The 16476-nt window shown below is 73.5% G+C and carries 14 protein-coding genes; 8 read left to right on the forward strand and 6 right to left on the reverse strand.

Annotated features, from left to right (window positions below; all coding sequences use genetic code 11):
- The 4 genes from EJK16_RS09125 to EJK16_RS09140 form a co-directional block, all read right to left on the reverse strand.
- Positions 1-1250 (reverse strand): FtsX-like permease family protein (locus EJK16_RS09125; protein WP_164737254.1); only part of this gene is annotated, 1250 nt, incomplete at its 3' end.
- The gene (locus EJK16_RS09130) at positions 1250-2029 is read right to left on the reverse strand and encodes an ABC transporter ATP-binding protein (protein ID WP_127128565.1); all 780 of its coding nucleotides are present in this window, start codon (positions 2027-2029) and stop codon (positions 1250-1252) included. The genes EJK16_RS09130 and EJK16_RS09125, both read right to left, overlap by 1 nt.
- A 216-nt stretch (positions 2030-2245) precedes the next feature.
- Complete coding sequence (locus EJK16_RS09135) at positions 2246-2932, reverse strand: response regulator transcription factor (RefSeq protein WP_127128567.1); 687 nt, start codon at positions 2930-2932, stop codon at positions 2246-2248.
- A complete protein-coding gene (locus tag EJK16_RS09140; protein ID WP_127128569.1) occupies positions 2929-4278 on the reverse strand; it encodes a sensor histidine kinase in 1350 nt (449 codons plus the stop codon). Before EJK16_RS09140 ends, EJK16_RS09135 begins: the two co-directional genes overlap by 4 nt.
- A 172-nt stretch (positions 4279-4450) precedes the next feature.
- On the opposite strand from EJK16_RS09140, the gene ligA reads away from it, so the two are divergent.
- Positions 4451-6826, forward strand: coding sequence for an NAD-dependent DNA ligase LigA (gene ligA, locus EJK16_RS09145; protein ID WP_370276000.1), 2376 nt, complete (start codon positions 4451-4453; stop codon positions 6824-6826).
- Positions 6827-6876: 50 nt separating this feature from the next.
- On the forward strand, positions 6877-7392 hold the full coding sequence (locus EJK16_RS09150; RefSeq protein ID WP_205739682.1) for a GNAT family N-acetyltransferase: 516 nt from the start codon (positions 6877-6879) through the stop codon (positions 7390-7392).
- Positions 7393-7440: 48 nt separating this feature from the next.
- On the opposite strand, the gene EJK16_RS09155 is transcribed toward EJK16_RS09150, so the two are convergent.
- Positions 7441-8730: a phosphatidylserine/phosphatidylglycerophosphate/cardiolipin synthase family protein gene (locus EJK16_RS09155; RefSeq protein WP_127128573.1), complete on the reverse strand. Its 1290-nt coding sequence runs from the start codon at positions 8728-8730 to the stop codon at positions 7441-7443.
- Between the two features lie 119 nt (positions 8731-8849).
- Here EJK16_RS09155 and EJK16_RS09160 point away from each other — a divergent pair, with 119 nt between their 5' ends.
- The 6 genes from EJK16_RS09160 to EJK16_RS09185 all read left to right on the forward strand — a co-directional run bounded on the left by EJK16_RS09160 (position 8850) and on the right by EJK16_RS09185 (position 15035).
- Complete coding sequence (locus EJK16_RS09160) at positions 8850-9305, forward strand: pilus assembly protein CpaE (protein WP_127128575.1); 456 nt, start codon at positions 8850-8852, stop codon at positions 9303-9305.
- 144 nt (positions 9306-9449) lie between these two features.
- Entirely contained in the window at positions 9450-10046 is a 597-nt protein-coding gene (locus EJK16_RS09165; RefSeq protein ID WP_127128577.1) for a carboxymuconolactone decarboxylase family protein, read from the forward strand.
- A gap of 67 nt (positions 10047-10113) precedes the next feature.
- On the forward strand, positions 10114-10413 hold the full coding sequence (gene gatC, locus EJK16_RS09170) for an Asp-tRNA(Asn)/Glu-tRNA(Gln) amidotransferase subunit GatC (RefSeq protein ID WP_127128579.1): 300 nt from the start codon (positions 10114-10116) through the stop codon (positions 10411-10413).
- Complete coding sequence (gene gatA / locus EJK16_RS09175) at positions 10410-11924, forward strand: Asp-tRNA(Asn)/Glu-tRNA(Gln) amidotransferase subunit GatA (protein ID WP_127128581.1); 1515 nt, start codon at positions 10410-10412, stop codon at positions 11922-11924. The genes gatC and gatA overlap by 4 nt, the downstream gene beginning before the upstream one ends.
- On the forward strand, positions 11921-13426 hold the full coding sequence (gatB, locus tag EJK16_RS09180; RefSeq protein ID WP_127128583.1) for an Asp-tRNA(Asn)/Glu-tRNA(Gln) amidotransferase subunit GatB: 1506 nt from the start codon (positions 11921-11923) through the stop codon (positions 13424-13426). Before gatA ends, gatB begins: the two co-directional genes overlap by 4 nt.
- 166 nt (positions 13427-13592) lie before the next feature.
- A complete protein-coding gene (locus EJK16_RS09185; RefSeq protein ID WP_127128585.1) occupies positions 13593-15035 on the forward strand; it encodes an NAD-dependent malic enzyme in 1443 nt (480 codons plus the stop codon).
- 201 nt (positions 15036-15236) lie between these two features.
- Here EJK16_RS09185 and EJK16_RS09190 read toward each other — a convergent pair whose 3' ends face one another.
- Positions 15237-15782 carry a DoxX family protein gene (locus tag EJK16_RS09190; RefSeq protein ID WP_127128587.1) on the reverse strand — a complete coding sequence of 182 codons (546 nt, stop codon included), beginning with the start codon at positions 15780-15782 and terminating at the stop codon, positions 15237-15239.
- Positions 15783-16476: the final 694 nt, after the last annotated feature.

Below are 16476 nucleotides of genomic sequence, written 5' to 3' on the forward strand. Positions count from 1 at the left end.
CTTATGTTTCCCCGTGCTCTGTCCGGCTTGAAGCGGCCCCAGGCGCGCCGCGCCGCCGGGGCGTCCACGGGGCGCAGGGCGGCCAGCGGCCGCACCCGGGTGGCGGCGCGGGCGGGGGCGAGCGCGGCCAGGACCGTGACGCCCGCGCCGGTGAGGACCGGCACGACGACCACGGCGGGGGTCAGCGTGATGGTCGGCGCCAGGTCGAGCCCGAGGTCGGCCCGGCCGAGGAACCACAGCGCCCCCTGGCCGAGCGCCAGCCCGGCGACCACGCCCACGACGCCGGCGAGGACGCCGAGGACGAGCGCCTCGAGCAGCACGGAACCGTGGACCTGGGCCTTCGTCGCGCCGACGCAGCGCAGGAGCGCGAGGAACCGGGTGCGCTGGGCGACGAGCACCTGGAACGTGTTGGCGATGACCAGCCCGGCGACGACCATGGCGACCGCCGCGAAGCCGAGCACGAGGTTCGTGAGCGTGTCGGAGTCCCCGGTCAGCTCGAGCGTCTTCAGCTCCGCCTCCTCCAGCGCGGTGCGGACCACGCCGCCCGGCATCACCGACGCGACCTCCTGCGCGACGGCCGCGGGGGCGGCCCCGGGGGCGGCAGCGACGAGCACCGAGTCGTACGAGGTGGGACCCGCGTGGTCCCGCGCCCGCAGCCAGTCCTCGAGGGTCGTCCGGGCGACCACCACGGCCGAGGCGGAGCCGGAGATCGCCGGCGGGTCGGCGAGCACCCCACTGAGCGTGAGGTCGGTGCTCCCCGTCACCCAGGTGCCGGAGCCCTCGTCGAAGCGGTCGACCTCCACCCGCACGGGCGCGCCGATCCCGACGTCGAGCCGCGCGGCCGCCGCCTCGGTCAGCGCCACCTCGCCGATGGCGGGGGTGCGACCCGCCACGAGGGTGAACGGGTCCAGGCCCGGCGTCGAGGCCGCCGGCGTCAGCACCGCGGCGTCCTGCCGCCCGCCCGCCCGGACCTGCCCGTAGAGCGAGGCGACGCCGTCGGCCGCCCCGACCGAGTCCAGCGCCGCGATCGCCGCGACGTCCTCGGTCGTCAGGGGCGCCTCGTCGGTGCGGTGGACGACGACGTCGGCGTCGGCCAGCGTGGCCGTGACCGCGGCGTACGTGGTGTCCCGGATGAGGGCGCCGGCGAGCAGGGTGGCCGCGACGAACGCCGTGCCCACCACGATGGCGAGGCCGGCGGCGGTGAGGCGGCCGGCGGAGCGGCGCATCTGCGCCAGGGTCAGCCGCAGCATCACTTCACGTTCCGCAGCGCGTCGAGGCCGGCGAGGACCGACTCCGGGGTGGGGTCGGAGATCTCCCCGGCGATGCGGCCGTCGGCGAGCAGGACGACCCGGTCGGCGTAGGCGGCGGCGCCCGCGTCGTGGGTGACCATGACGACCGTCTGCCCGAGCTCGCGCACGCTCGTGCGCAGCAGGGAGAGGACCTCCGCCCCGGCGCGCGAGTCCAGGTTCCCCGTGGGCTCGTCGGCGAAGACGACGTCGGGGCGGGTGATCAGCGCGCGGGCGATGGCCACGCGCTGCTGCTGCCCGCCGGAGAGCTCGGCCGGCCGGTGGCTCAGCCGCTCGCCGAGGCCGAGCGTCGCCACGAGCGTGCGCAGCCACTCCTCGTCGGCGCGGTCGCCCGCCAGCTCGCACGGCAGCGTGATGTTCTGCGCCGCGGTGTACATCGGCAGGAGGTTGAACGACTGGAAGACGAAGCCGACGCGCTCGCGGCGCAGCAGGGTCAGGGCGCGGTCGTCCAGGGCGGTGAGGTCGGTGTCCCCGAGGAACACCTGGCCCGCCGTGGCCTCGTCCAGGCCGGCGAGCAGGTGCATGAGCGTGGACTTGCCCGACCCCGACGGGCCCATGATCGCCGTGAAGCGTCCCGACCCGAACGTGACGTCGACGCCGTCGAGCGCGTGGACGGCCACGTCCCCCGAGCCGTAGGTCTTGCGCAGGCCCACGGCCCGGACGGCGGTGCCGCTCCGGTGGCCGGCCGCGGCCGGGTGGGTGCGGACAGGTGCGTCGGTCATGGGCGTGCTCCTCGGGGAAGGCGGGGCGGCGCTCGGCGCCGGGCCGGGTGCGCCGGCCCGAACGACGTTACGGACACCCGCCGGCGACGTCGTCGGGCCCTGGTCGCGTCCTGGGGTCATCCCGTGGGGGGACGCCGGGCTGGCGGCGTCCGCCGCGGGTCGCCGCAGCCCGGCGGGGCGGGAGCGCGGGGGCGCCGAGCGGGCACGAGCGGGCGCTCAGGCCCCCGGAGTCACGAGGCCCGTCTCGTAGGCCAGCACCACGGCCTGCACGCGGTCGCGGACGGCGAGCTTGGACAGCACGCGGCCGACGTGGGTCTTCACGGTCGCCTCGGCGACGAAGAGGTCGGCGGCGATCTCGGTGTTGGACCGCCCGCGGGCCATGAGCACGAGCACCTCCCGCTCGCGGTCGGTCAGGGCGTCGAGGATCGCGGGCGGGGCCTTCTCGGTCTCGGGGAGCACCTGCGCGAGGTGCCCGATGAGTCGCTTCGTGGAGGACGGCGCGATGACCGCGTCGCCGGCGTGCACGGTGCGGATCGCGCCGAGCATCTCCTCCGGGGGCGTGTCCTTCAGCAGGAAGCCGCTGGCCCCGGCCTTGATGGCGCGGAGCACGTACTCGTCGACGTCGAAGGTCGTCAGGATGATGACCCGGGGCCCGGCGCCGTCCGTGCCGGCGCCCGTGACCTCGGCGGTGGCCGCGAGCCCGTCGAGGGTGGGCATGCGCACGTCCATGAGGACGACGTCGGCGGTGTGGCTGCCCAGCAGGCGCACCGCCTGGGCGCCGTCGCCGGCCTCGAGGACCACGTCCATGTCGGGCTGGGAGTTGATGACCATGGCGAAGCCCGCCCGCACGAGCTGCTGGTCGTCCACGAGGGCCACGCGGATCGGCGTGGTGGTCGGGGTCATCGGGGTCCTTCCGGAGAGTCGGGTGCACGTGCGGGGAGGGCCCGGGCGTGGGGAGCAGGCGGCTGCGGACGGGCCGGGTCAGGTGCGACGCCCGGCCGGGCCGGGTGGGTGGGTCCGACGTCCGGGAGCGGCAGCTGCACGCGGACGCGGAAGCCGCCCCCCGCGCGGGGTCCGGCCTGGACGCTGCTCCCGAAGAGCGCGGCACGCTCGCGCATGCCCACGAGGCCGTGCCCCTTGCCGTCGTCGGCCGCCGCCGCGCCCCGGCCGTCGTCGTCCACCTGGACGGTCATGGAACCCGGGAGCCACTGCAGGAGCACGGTGGTCCGCGCGCCCGGCCCGGCGTGCTTGAGGGCGTTCGTCAGCGCCTCCTGGCAGATCCGGTAGATGGTCAGCCCGGCCCCCGGCGGCAGCGGCCGCGGCGTGCCCATGCGCACGACCGAGACGGCCGCGCCGGAGGAGCGCACCTGCTCCACGAGGGCGTCGAGGTCCGCGTCCACGGGCTGGGGGAGCAGCGTGGCACCCTCGGAAGGGTCGCCGTCGCGCAGGACGCCGAGGATGCGGCGGATGTCGGCGAGCGCGTCGCGGCCCATCTCGGCGATGGTGGTCAGCGCGCGCTCGGCCGCCCCGGGGTCGCTCCGCGCGGCGTAGCGGCCGCCGTCGGCCTGCGCGATGACCACGGACAGGGAGTGCGCGACGACGTCGTGCATCTCCCGGGCGATGCGCGTGCGCTCGGCGGCCGTCGCGATCTGCGCCTGCTGGTCCCGTTCGGTCTCGAGCCGCCGGGCCCGCTCGATGAGGGACTCCAGGCGCTCCATCCGTCCGCGCCGGACCTGGGCCGCTCCCCACGTGGCCAGCACGCAGCCGCTCACGCCGAGCAGCACGAGGAGGAAGGTGACCCAGAACGTCCTACCCATGGGCGCGGCCATGATGAGGGCGAGCAGCACGGCACCCGCGAGCGCGCCGACGAGCCCGGCCCGCCGCGCCCAGGGCGGCCCGTACACGGTGACGGAGTAGAGCGCCACGAGGACCAGGACGTCCACCGGGAGGAGCAGCGGCACGCTCCCCGCGGCGAGGAGCGCCGCGGAGACCACCACGTGGGCGAGCGCGCAGGCGTAGATGGTCACCGCGGCGGCGACGGGGTGGGAGCGCCGCCACGCCAGCGCGGCCGGCATGAGGATCGAGCCGGTGACGACGAAGGCGGTTCCCGCGCCCGTGGCGTGCCGCACCGCGGCGACCGTCGGGACGCCCAGGAGAAGGACGACGGCGAGCGCGACGAGCGAGTCGACGGTGGTGCGCCGCGACGCCGGGTCGCGAAGGCGCGCGCGTACCCCGCTCGTCCTGGTCATGCCCCCAGGGTAGAAGCAGACGGGAACGTTCCGGATCAGCCCGGGGGTGGAGCGGCGCCGGGACGGCTGCGCCCGTGGTGGGAGCGGCGCCCGCCGCCCCGGGTGGGACGGGTCACCCCCGCGCGCCCAGCCCGCACGGGACGGTGTCGGCGGCGTGAGCCATGATGTGTCCGTGAGCCAGACCAGCACCGCAGCCACGACCGAGCCAGAGGACGGCGACGAGGTCCCCGTCACCGATGCCGCGCCGGAGTCCGCGCCCGCGGCCGCGCCCGACGTGCGTCAGCGCTGGGCCGAGCTGGCCGAGGAGCTCGACGCCGCGCAGTTCGCGTACTACGTCCGCGACGCCCCCACCATCTCGGACGCCGAGTACGACGGGCTGATGCGCGACCTCGAGGCGCTCGAGGCGGCGCACCCGGACCTGCGGGTCCCCGAGTCGCCCACCCAGCGCGTCGGCGGAACGTTCTCCACCGAGTTCGCCACCGTCACGCACCTGCAGCCCATGCAGAGCCTGGACGACGTCTTCTCCCTCGAGGAGCTGCGCGAGTGGGCCGCGCGCGTCCACGCCGCGGCCGGACGCACCGACGTCGCGATGACGTGCGAGCTCAAGATCGACGGGCTGGCGGTCAACCTCCTGTACGAGGACGGCCGCCTGGTCCGCGCCGCCACCCGCGGGGACGGGCGCACGGGGGAGGACGTGACCCTCAACGTGCGCACGATCCGGTCGATCCCGCACCAGCTCACCGGCGCCGACCACCCCGCGCGCATCGAGATCCGCGGGGAGGTCTTCTTCCCCGTCGCCGCCTTCGAGGACCTCAACGCCTCGCTCGTGGAGGCCGGCAAGGCGCCGTTCGCCAACCCCCGCAACTCCGCGGCCGGCTCCCTGCGGCAGAAGGACCCGCGGGTGACCGCGTCCCGGCAGCTCGACATGATCGCCCACGGCGTCGGCGCGCTGGACTGGGGCGCTGCCGCGCCGCCGACCGCCTTCACCTCCCAGTCGCACCTCTACGACCAGCTCGCGGCCTGGGGCATGCCCGTGTCCACGCACACCCGCGTGGTGCGCTCCCGCGCCGACGCGGAGGAGATGATCGCCTACTACGGGGAGCACCGGCACGAGGTCGAGCACGAGATCGACGGCATCGTCATCAAGGTCGACGACTTCGCGCTCCAGCGCCAGATGGGCTCCACCTCCCGCGCGCCCCGGTGGGCGGCCGCCTACAAGTACCCGCCGGAGGAGGTCAACACCCGGCTCCTGGACATCCGGGTGCACGTGGGCCGCACCGGGCGGGTGACCCCGTACGGGGTCATGGAGCCGGTCCTGGTGGCCGGGTCGACGGTGGCCATGGCGACCCTCCACAACGCCAACGAGGTCCGTCGCAAGGGCGTCCTGATCGGTGACACCGTCGTGCTGCGCAAGGCGGGGGACGTCATCCCCGAGATCGTCGCCCCGGTGGTGGACCTGCGCGACGGCAGCGAGCGCCCGTTCGTCATGCCGGAGGCGTGCCCGTCCTGCGGCACGCCGCTGGCGCCCGCGAAGGAGGGCGACGTCGACCTGCGGTGCCCCAACGCGCGCTCGTGCCCCGCTCAGCTCACCGAGCGCGTCGCCCACATCGCCTCCCGCGGGGCGCTGGACATCGAGGCCCTCGGCGGCGAGGCCGCGCTGGCCCTGACCGACCCCGAGGCCGGGCGGGAGGACGCGGCGCTCGCGCTCGCCGTCGCCGCCGGCCACGGCCCCGTCCCCGGTGCGGACGCGCTGGCCGCCGCCGAGGCCGAGCTCCCTGCTCGGCAGCGGCCCGTCCTCACGACCGAAGCGGGCCTGTTCGACCTGACGGCCGAGGCGCTGGCCGACGTGCGGGTGTGGCGCGAGATCAAGAAGGACGGCGCGCGCACCGGCCGCTGGGAGCAGCGACCGTTCTTCTGGACCACGCCCACGTACAAGAAGGACGGCACCTTCTCGAAGCCGTCCAAGCCGACGGCCACCACCGAGCGGATGATCGCCGAGCTCGACAAGGCCAAGGCCCAGCCGCTGTGGCGCGTGCTCGTGGCCCTGTCCATCCGTCACGTCGGCCCCACCGCCGCCCGCGCCCTGGCCACCGAGCTGGGGGCGATGCGGGCCATCGAGGACGCCGGCACGGAGGAGCTCGCGGCCGTGGACGGCGTGGGCCCGGTCATTGCCGAGGCGCTGAAGGAGTGGTTCAAGGAGGACTGGCACCAGGAGATCCTCGAGCGCTGGGCCGCCTCGGGCGTGCGGATGGCGGACGAGCGCGACGAGTCGGTCGCGCGCACCCTCGAGGGCCTGACGGTGGTCGTGACCGGCTCGCTCGAGACGTTCACCAGGGACTCCGCCAGGGAGGCCATCATCGTCCGCGGCGGCAAGGCGGCCGGGTCGGTGTCGAAGAAGACTGACTTCGTCGTCGTCGGCGCGAACGCCGGGACCAAGGAGGACAAGGCCCGGGACCTCGGCCGGCCCATCCTCGACGAGGCGGGCTTCGCCGCGCTCCTCGCGGGCGGCCCGGACGCCGTGGACGGGCTCGTCCAGCAGGGGGAGTGACGACCTGTGCGCATCCGGTGGCCCGTGCGGCGCACGGGGATAATGGCGGGGTGCCCGAGACCCGCATGAGCGTCGAGACCGCCCGCACCGAGGACTTCGCGCGCGTGGGCGAGATCTGCGTCGCCGCCTATCACGAGGCCGGGGTGCTGGAGAACCCCGCGGACGGGTACGCCGGCACGATGCGCGACGTGGCGGACCGCGCGGCCAACGCCGTCGTCCTCGTGGTCCGGGCGGGTCGCGAGGTGCTCGGCACCGTCACGCTCGCGGCGGCGGGCAGCGAGTACGCCGATCTCGCCCGTGGCGACGAGCTCGAGCTGCGCATGCTCGCCGTCGACCCCGCGGCCCAGCGGCGCGGCGCCGCCGAGGCGCTGCTGCGCGGAGCCGAGGAGTGGGCCAGGGAGCACGGCTTTCCCGCGCTCGTGCTGTCGGTGCTGTCCACGGACGGCCCCGGCGCGCCGCACCGGCTCTACGAACGCCTCGGCTTCAGCCGGGACCAGTCCCGCGACTACGTGGGCAGCTGGGACCCGGGCGCGCAGATGTGGTTCTACGAGCTCACGGTGCGCTGAGCGCACCGCGGGCACGGCCGCCCCACGGCGCCCGCGACGCCGCGCTCGTCAGAGCAGCGGCCCCAGCGGGCGGAGCACCCGCTCGACGAGCTTGCGCAGCAGGCCGCGGTCGCGCCACTCCGCGAGCGTGAGCTCGCGGGAGTTCGTCAGGTCCGTCGCGAAAATCGTCTCCATCTGGGCGGCGAGGGCGTCGTTGTAGATCTCTAGGTTGATCTCGAAGTTGCCGGTCATCGAGAGCCGGTCGATGTTCGTGGTGCCCACCGTTGTCCAGCGCCCGTCCACGGTCATCGTCTTCGCGTGGACCATCGCGCCCAGGAAGAGCCACAGCTGCACGCCGGCCTCGAGGAGCTGCTCGTAGTAGGCGCGCGCCGCCCAGTCGGCCAGGACGTGGTTCGAGACCTCGGGGATGAGCACCCGGACGTCCACGCCCCGTCGGGCCGCGGCGATGAGCCCGGCGAGGATCTCCCGGTCGGGGATGAAGTACCCCTGGGTGATGAAGATGCGGTGCTCGGCGCGGTCGATCGCCTCGAGGTAGACCCCGCGCACGGGGAAGTTCAGGAGGGCGGGCGCGTTCTGGGCGGCCCGGATGCTCGGCTCCCAGGTCCGGGCGCCGCGGTCGGGGATGTGCGGGAGGCGCTTCGTGCGGTGGGCGTTCCAGAAGTCGACGAACGCGTTCTCCAGCTCCCACGCGCTGGGGCCCTCCACCCGCAGGTGGGTGTCGCGCCACTGGGTCTCGTACAGGGCGCCGATGTTGTAGCCGCCGACGAACCCCGTGCGGCCGTCGACGACGAGCACCTTGCGGTGGTCGCGCCCGGTCTGGCGCAGGTTCATGGTGAGCAGGCCCAGGCGCAGGAGCGGGAAGCGCAGCACGTGCAGCGTCTCGACGTCGGGGAAGACCTTGAAGCTCGGCGGTACCACGAGGTTCGCGAAGCTGTCGAAGATGACGTAGACCTCGACACCGCGCTTCGCGGCGGCGATCAGCGCGTCCTTGAACTCCTGGCCGACGTCGTCGGACTTCCAGATGAAGGTCTCGAAGTAGACGGTCCGCTCGGCCCCGCGGATGGCGCTGAGCATGTCGGCGTAGACGTCGGCGCCGAAGGTGTACGTCGTGACCTGGGACTTCGCCACGGGCACCGTGGTGGGCGGCGTGCGCGGGAACTCACCGGTCGGGGGCTCGCGGCGCTTGCGCACCCGGTCGACGGACACGACCGCCACGACGGCGGCGGCCTGGACGGTGCCCACCGCCGTGATGTACCACCGCGCGGCGCGCCAGAGGTCGCGCGCGCGGATGTGCTGGAGGCGCAGGATCGCGTGACCGAGTCGTTCGAGTAACGGCATGGCGCAAATCTAGGGCAACGTCGCAGGTCGAGCGCCCGAAGCAGGCCGACGACCGGCGCGTCGGCCGGTCCTCGGGGCACCTCTCGCCGTCGGCGGCGTCCGCGCCGATACTGGCTCGGGTGATCTCCGTCGAGCTCGCCCGGAAGCTGCGCGAGGCCGGCCTGCGCTGGCGCCCGGTGCCCGGCGACCGCTTCACGATCGACAAGCCCGAGCTGCTCGGGGACGTCTTCACCGTCTCCGAGATGACCATCGAGGCGCGCCGGCTTCCCACCGGCACGGTGCTGCGCTTCAACGGCACCACCGAGTGGGCGCTGGACTCCGTCCTCCTCGAGGAGGCCCTGTGGCTGCCGCGCGAGGACCAGCTCCGCGAGCTCCTCGGCGGCACCTTCCGTGAGCTCGCGCGGCGGGGCGGCTCCTTCCGGGTGACCTCCGCGCTGCCCGATGGCGGGCGAGAGATGGTCATGGACCACGACGCCCCCCGCGCCGCCGACGCCTACGCGCTCGCGCTCCTGACGCTGATCGCCCGGTCGGCGGACGGCGGCCGCACCGACCGTGCCCGCGCGCCGGGCCACTGACCCGCGAGACCGCGGCCGGCCGAGGCCATTGACCGCCCGCCCGCCCCACCGGGACGCTGGGCTCGGGCCCGGCCGGCGCGCAGCGTCCGGCGGGCACCGGACGGCGTGCCCGCCGTCCGCCGCGGCAGTGGCGAGGAGGCCGTGATGTCATTCATCTCCACCATCGGCGAGGACGAGGCGCAGGGGCGCACCGCGGACGTGTACGACCGTGAGCGCGCCCGCGTCGGGTACCTGCCGCGCTACGCGATGACCTTCGGTGCCCGCCCGGACGTCTACACCGCCTGGCGCGGGCTGATCGGTGCCATCACGGCCGGGATGGACCCGCGGCGCTTCGAGCTCGTCACCCTGGCCGCCGCGCGCGAGCTGCGCTCGACCTACTGCGCCCTGGCTCACGGCAGCCTCCTCGCCGAGCGGTTCGTCGACCAGGACACGGTCGTCAGCCTCATGGCCGACCCTTCGGACGCGGGCCTCGCCCCGGACGAGCTCGCCGTGCTCGCCTTCGCAGCCAAGGTGGCCCGCGGCGCCGCCGACGTCGAGGCCGACGACGTCCAGGCCCTGCGGGACGTCGGGCTGAGCGACCCGGAGGTCCTCGACGTGGCCCTGGCCGTGGCCGCCCGCTGCTTCTTCTCCACGGTGCTCGACGCCACGGGGACCGCCGCGGACCCGGTGTACGGGCGCACCCTCGACCCGGTCCTGCGCGAGGCCCTCACCGTCGGCAGGCCCGCGACCGAGCGTCCCTGAGCGGCCGCGGCCCCGCGGCCGCAGGGGCCAGGACGGCGGTGGCCGCGCAGCGTCTAAACTCGCCGTCATGTCCACCATCTCTTCCGACGAGGTCGCACGCGTCGCGGCCCTCGCCCGTATCGAGCTCACCGGCGAGGAGGTCGAGCGCCTAGCGGGCGAGCTCGACGTCATCGCCTCCGCCGTCGCCCGGGTCAGCGAGGTGGCCACGCCCGACGTGCCCGCCACGTCGCACCCGATCCCGCTGACCAACGTCATGCGCGACGACGTGGTCGTCGCGCCCCTGCCCGTCGAGGCCATCATGGCCGGGGCGCCCGAGAGCATCGACGGCCGCTTCGCCGTCCCGCAGATCCTCGGGGAGGACGCATGAGCGCCGACGAGCTGATCCGCAAGAGCGCCGCCGAGCTTGCCGGGCTGCTGGCCGCCAAGGAGGTCTCCAGCGTGGAGGTCACCCAGGCACACCTGGACCGGATGGCCGCCGTCGACGGCGCGGTCCACGCCTTCCTCCACGTCAACACGGAGGAGGCGCTGGCCGCCGCGGCCGACGTCGACGCGCGCCGCGCCGCGGGTGAGGAGCTCGCCGAGCTCGCCGGCGTGCCGATCGCCGTCAAGGACATCATCGTCACCAAGGGGCAGGTCACCACCGCCGGGTCGAAGATCCTCGAGAACTGGGTCCCGCCCTACGACGCCACCCTCGTGACGAAGCTGCGGGCCGCCGGCTTGCCGATCCTCGGCAAGACCAACCTCGACGAGTTCGCGATGGGGTCGAGCACCGAGCACTCCGCGTACGGGGTCACCCGCAACCCGTGGGACCTGGACCGCATCCCGGGCGGGTCCGGCGGCGGGTCCGCGGCCGCCGTCGCCGCCTTCGAGGCGCCGCTGGCCATCGGCACCGACACCGGCGGCTCGATCCGTCAGCCCGCCGCCGTCACCGGCACGGTCGGGACGAAGCCGACCTACGGCGGCGTCTCCCGCTACGGGCTCATCGCCCTGGCCTCGTCGCTGGACCAGGCCGGCCCTGTCTCGCGCACCGTGCTCGACTCCGCGATGCTGCACGAGGTCATCGGCGGGCACGACCCGCTCGACTCCACCTCGCTGCAGGACCCGGCCACCGGGTACGTCGCGGCTGCACGGTCCCGCGACCTCAAGGGCGTGCGTGTGGGCATCGTCAAGGAGCTCGGCGGCGAGGGCTACCAGGAGGGCGTCCGGCGCAGCTTCGAGGAGTCCGTCGCGCTGCTGCAGCAGGCGGGCGCCGAGGTCGTCGAGGTCTCCTGCCCCAGTTTCGAGTACGCGCTCGCGGCGTACTACCTGATCCTGCCTGCGGAGGCCTCCTCCAACCTCGCCAAGTTCGACGGCATGCGCTTCGGTCTGCGCGTGGAGCCCACGGACGGCCCCGTCACGGCCGAGCGCGTCATGGCCGCCACCCGCGGCGCCGGGTTCGGCGACGAGGTCAAGCGGCGCATCATCCTGGGCACGTACGCCCTCTCCGCCGGGTACTACGACGCGTACTACGGCTCGGCGCAGAAGGTCCGCACCCTCATCCAGCGCGACTTCGCCGCCGCGTTCGCCCAGGCCGACGTGCTCGTCTCGCCGACCGCGCCCACCACGGCCTTCCGGTTCGGCGAGAAGCTGGACGACCCCATGGCGATGTACCTCAACGACGTCGCGACCATCCCCGCGAACCTCGCCGGGGTCCCCGGGCTCTCGCTGCCCTCGGGCCTGAGCGACGACGGACTCCCCGCCGGGTTCCAGATCCTCGCCCCCGCGCACGAGGACGCCCGTCTGTACCGCGTCGGCGGCGTGCTCGAGCGCCTGCTGACCGAGAAATGGGGTGGGCCCATCCTCGCCCAGGCCCCCGAGCTGGAGGTGGCGGCCCGATGAGCACGCAGACTGTGGACCTGGTCGACTACGACGACGCGGTCACCCGCTACGACCCCGTGATCGGGATCGAGGTGCACGTGGAGCTGGGCACAAGATCGAAGATGTTCGACGGCGCGCCCCAGACCTTCGGCGACGAGCCGAACACCGCCGTCACCCCGGTCTCCCTCGGGCTGCCGGGCGCGCTGCCGGTGGTCAACCGCACCGCCGTCGAGTACGCCGTGCGCATCGGCCTGGCGCTGAACTGCACGATCGCGGAGTCCTGCCGCTTCGCCCGGAAGAACTACTTCTACCCGGACGTGCCCAAGAACTTCCAGACCTCCCAGTACGACGAGCCCATCGCGTACGACGGCCACCTCGACATCGAGCTCGAGGACGGCTCGACCTTCCGGGTCGAGATCGAGCGCGCCCACATGGAGGAGGACGCCGGGAAGAACACCCACGTCGGCGGCGCCGGCGGCCGGATCCAGGGCGCCGACTACTCGCTCGTCGACTACAACCGCGCCGGCATCCCCCTCGTGGAGATCGTCACGCGCCCGATCGAGGGCGCGGGGGACCGGGCCCCCGAGGTGGCCCGCGTCTACGTCAACACCCTGCGGGACATCTTCCGGGCGCTCGGGGTCTCCGAGGCCCGGATGGAGCGCGGCAACGTGCGCGCCGACGTCAACCTCTCCCTGCGCCCCACGCCCGAGTCCCCCCTGGGCACGCGCACCGAGACCAAGAACGTCAACTCGTTCCGCTCGGTCGAGCGGGCGGTCCGCTACGAGATCTCCCGCCAGGCCGCGGTGCTCGACGCCGGCGCCGCCGTGATCCAGGAGACGCGCCACTGGCACGAGGACACCGGCACGACGTCGCCGGGCCGGGTGAAGTCCGACGCCGAGGACTACCGCTACTTCCCGGAGCCGGACCTGGTGCCGCTCGCCCCGCCGCGTGACTGGGTCGAGGACATCCGCGCGCACCTGCCCGAGCTGCCGGTGGCGCGCCGTCGCCGCCTGCAGGCCGACTGGGGCTACTCCGACGCCGAGATGCGGGACCTCGTCAACGCCGGTGCCGGTGAGCTCATCGAGGCCACCGTCACCGCGGGCGCCAGCCCGGCCGCGGCGCGCAAGTGGTGGATGGGCGAGCTGGCCCGCACCGCCAAGGCCGACGGCGTCAGCCTGGAGGAGCTCGCGATCACGCCGGCGCAGGTCGCCGAGCTCGCCGCCCTGGTCGAGGCAGGCCGGATCAACGACAAGCTCGCCCGGCAGGTCGTGGGCGGCGTCCTGGCGGGGGAGGGCTCGCCCGAGCAGGTGGTCGTCGCCCGCGGCCTCGAGGTCGTCTCCGACGACGGCGCGCTCGACGCCGCGATCGACGAGGCGCTCGCCGCCAACCCCGACGTCGTCGAGAAGATCCGTGGGGGCAAGGTTCAGGCGGCCGGCGCCATCGTGGGGGCGGTCATGAAGGCCACCCGCGGCAAGGCCGACGCCGCCCGCGTCCGCGAGCTGCTGCTGGAGCGCATCGGCTGATCGTCCGCCGCCAGCGGCCCCTTCCCCGCGCGCGGGGGAGGGGCCGCGTGCGTGCGGGGCCCGGGCGGCACGCCCGACCGGGCCGGGCGGGCGGACGGTGGTGTGAGGCGGGTTACGATTTCAGCCAGCCCGTTCACCACCGCCGTTGCCGGAAGGTTCTTCTCTCATGGCCATGCCCAGCCCCAGCTACACGATCACCCTGCGCGTGGAGGTCCCGGCCTCCCAGCGCGCCACGAGCACCGTCGTCGGTGCCGTGGCCGAGGCAGGGGCGGCGGTGATGGGGGTGGACATCGCGCACTCGACCACGACCAAGCTGATCGTCGACGTCACGTGCGACACCGTCGACGTCGAGCACGGCGAGGAGGTTGTCGCGGCGCTCAACGCCCTCGAGGGCGTCAAGGTGCTCAAGATGAGCGACTCGACGTTCCTCATGCACCTCGGCGGCAAGATCGAGGTCAACGCGAAGGTGCCGCTCAAGACGCGTCGTGACCTGTCCCGCGCCTACACCCCGGGCGTGGCCCGGGTGTGCCTCGCCATCGCGGCGAACCCCGCGGACGCGCGGCGCCTGACGATCAAGCGCAACACGGTCGCCGTCGTCACCGACGGCACGGCCGTGCTCGGGCTCGGGGACATCGGCCCGGCCGCCGCGCTGCCGGTGATGGAGGGCAAGGCCGCGCTGTTCAAGCAGTTCGGCGGCGTGGACGCATGGCCGGTCTGCCTGGACACGAAGGACACCGAGGAGATCATCTCCATCGTCAAGGCGCTGGCACCGGTGTACGGCGGCGTGAACCTGGAGGACATCTCCGCCCCTCGCTGCTTCGAGATCGAGGCGCGGCTTCGGGACGAGCTGGACATCCCCGTCTTCCACGACGACCAGCACGGCACCGCGATCGTGGTGCTGGCGGCGCTGATCAACGCGCTGAAGGTCGTCGACAAGAAGCTTGAGGACGTGCGCATCATCGTCTCCGGCGTGGGGGCGGCAGGAAACGCCATCATCCGGCTGCTCAAGGCCCAGGGCGCCCAGCACATCATCGGCTTCGGCCGGGGCGGCGCCCTGCACCGCGGCGCGACCAACGGCGACGAGTACCGCAACTGGATCGCGAACAACACGAACGAAGAGGGGTTCACCGGCTCCCTCAAGGAGGGCCTGGCCGGGGCCGACGTCTTCATCGGCGTCTCGGCCGGCAACATCCTCACCGGCGTGGACGTGGCCACGATGAACGACGGCGCCGTCGTCTTCGCGCTCGCGAACCCGACGCCGGAGGTCGACCCGATCGACGCGGCCGAGACGGCCGCGGTCGTGGCCACGGGCCGGAGCGACTACCCCAACCAGATCAACAACGTCCTGGCCTTCCCCGGGCTCTTCCGCGGGCTGCTCGACGCCGGGGCCTCGCACATCTCCGACGAGATGCTGCGGGTCGCGGCGGTGGCGATCGCCGGGGTCGTGAGCGCCGACGAGCTCAACAGCGCGTTCATCATCCCGGGCGTCTTCGACCATCGCGTTGCCGAGGCGGTGGCCGAGGCCGTGCGCGCCGAGGCCGAGAGCTACCTGACGAAGCACCCCACGGCGACGGAGGCCAGCGAGCCGGGCGTCACCCTGACGCGCTAGCCCGCGCACCGCCGGCGGCACCCTCCCCGGGAGTCGCACCACCCTCCCCGGGAGTCGCACCGCGCACGACAAGCGGCCCCCGGTCCGCGACAAGCGGCCCCGGTCCTCGTGATGAGGACCGGGGCCGCTTGCCGGTTCAAGGACCGCTGTGCTTCTTGGTTCCGGGGCCGCCGGGTGGTTGGGCGGCGGTGTGTGTGGGTGTTAGCGGAGCCAGGTGTTGCCGACTCTGTGGGCCCACCATTTGCCGAGGCCCCAGGTGTCGCCGGAGAGGGTGGTGGCGCAGATGATCAGGAGGATGGCTTCGATCCAGTGGGAGTCGACGATGGGGTTGGTGCCGCCGAGGGCGAGGGGGAGTTCGGCGAGGTACATGAAGAGCAGGAGGAGGGTGCCGGTGAGGGCGGCGAGCTTGAGGCCGGCGCCGAGGAGCATGGCGGTGCCGATGCCGAGGAGGCCGGCCATGAAGACGATGTCGCCGATGGGGTTGGCGAAGATCTGGAAGAAGTTGTGGAAGGGGCCTTCGATGCCCTTGATGAAGCCTTGGGCGGGGGTGCCGCCGTTGATCCAGGCGCGTTCGGTGGGGGTCATGTAGCCCAGGCCGAGGAGCTTGTCGATGAAGGCCCAGAAGAAGGTGAAGCCGATGATGATGCGGCCGGCGGCGAGGGCCTTGCGGGCGCCGGGGGTGGTGATGATGTCGTCTTGGTACGTCGTTGTGCCGTGGACGGTGCGGTGGTCGGTCGAGGTGGCCATCATGCTCTCCTTGTGAGCAGTGGGTGGAGCTCTTGGTCACCAGCATGGCCGCCCGCATTGTCCGGTTCCTGGGGCCAACGTCCTATCGGCGCGGATCGCCCCACCCCGCGGAGAAACACCCAGCGCGGGCGACCGGGTCGCCGTACTGGCGCGCCGCTCCGCTCGGCGGTCGATCGCCAGGCTCGAGCTGCCCGGAGGCTAGCGCCTCGACCTAGCACTCGGGCGCCCGGGGCAGGGGGCTCGATCACGATGGCGGACGGCCGCCGCCGTCCGCCTACGAGCGTCGCCGGGACCACGTCATGAGTGCCTCCGCGCGGCTGCCGCTCGTGTGATGGGGGTCATGGCGTCTGCGTTTGACCCTGCCGCGCCGGCCCAGTTAATGTTCTGGAGTCCCGCCAGGGAGGCACGGACACCGAGATGGTGGCCGGTCCCGCGGGAAGCCCCCTCGCATGTCGACCACGGTAACGCCGTGTGCGCAGCGAGGCGGGGCCAACCAGCACCACGGTGATCACACTGCGGCGAGAGCCGCGGCTTGACACGGTCGGGCTGGTTGGTTAGGGTAAGGAAGTTGCCCCGGGACGGGTTCGGGTGTGGGTTGCCTGGGTTTCGTGCGGTGTGTGTCTGTTCTTTGAGAACTCAACAGTGTGCCAAGTTTTTGATGCCATATGGCTCTTGGCTGTTCGCCCGTGTCTGG

The sequence above is a fragment of the Georgenia sp. SYP-B2076 genome (assembly GCF_003991205.1).
Lineage (GTDB): Bacteria > Actinomycetota > Actinomycetes > Actinomycetales > Actinomycetaceae > Georgenia.

Coding starts and splice junctions, on each gene's coding strand:
- EJK16_RS09165 (WP_127128577.1), top strand. CDS start 9,450: ATGTCATTCATCTCCACCATCGGCGAGGACGAGGCGCAGGGGCGCACC.
- EJK16_RS09130 (WP_127128565.1), bottom strand. CDS start 2,029: ATGACCGACGCACCTGTCCGCACCCACCCGGCCGCGGCCGGCCACCGG.
- EJK16_RS09135 (WP_127128567.1), bottom strand. CDS start 2,932: ATGACCCCGACCACCACGCCGATCCGCGTGGCCCTCGTGGACGACCAG.
- gatB (WP_127128583.1), top strand. CDS start 11,921: ATGAGCACGCAGACTGTGGACCTGGTCGACTACGACGACGCGGTCACC.
- gatC (WP_127128579.1), top strand. CDS start 10,114: ATGTCCACCATCTCTTCCGACGAGGTCGCACGCGTCGCGGCCCTCGCC.
- EJK16_RS09155 (WP_127128573.1), bottom strand. CDS start 8,730: ATGCCGTTACTCGAACGACTCGGTCACGCGATCCTGCGCCTCCAGCAC.
- EJK16_RS09140 (WP_127128569.1), bottom strand. CDS start 4,278: ATGACCAGGACGAGCGGGGTACGCGCGCGCCTTCGCGACCCGGCGTCG.
- EJK16_RS09190 (WP_127128587.1), bottom strand. CDS start 15,782: ATGGCCACCTCGACCGACCACCGCACCGTCCACGGCACAACGACGTAC.
- EJK16_RS09185 (WP_127128585.1), top strand. CDS start 13,593: ATGGCCATGCCCAGCCCCAGCTACACGATCACCCTGCGCGTGGAGGTC.
- gatA (WP_127128581.1), top strand. CDS start 10,410: ATGAGCGCCGACGAGCTGATCCGCAAGAGCGCCGCCGAGCTTGCCGGG.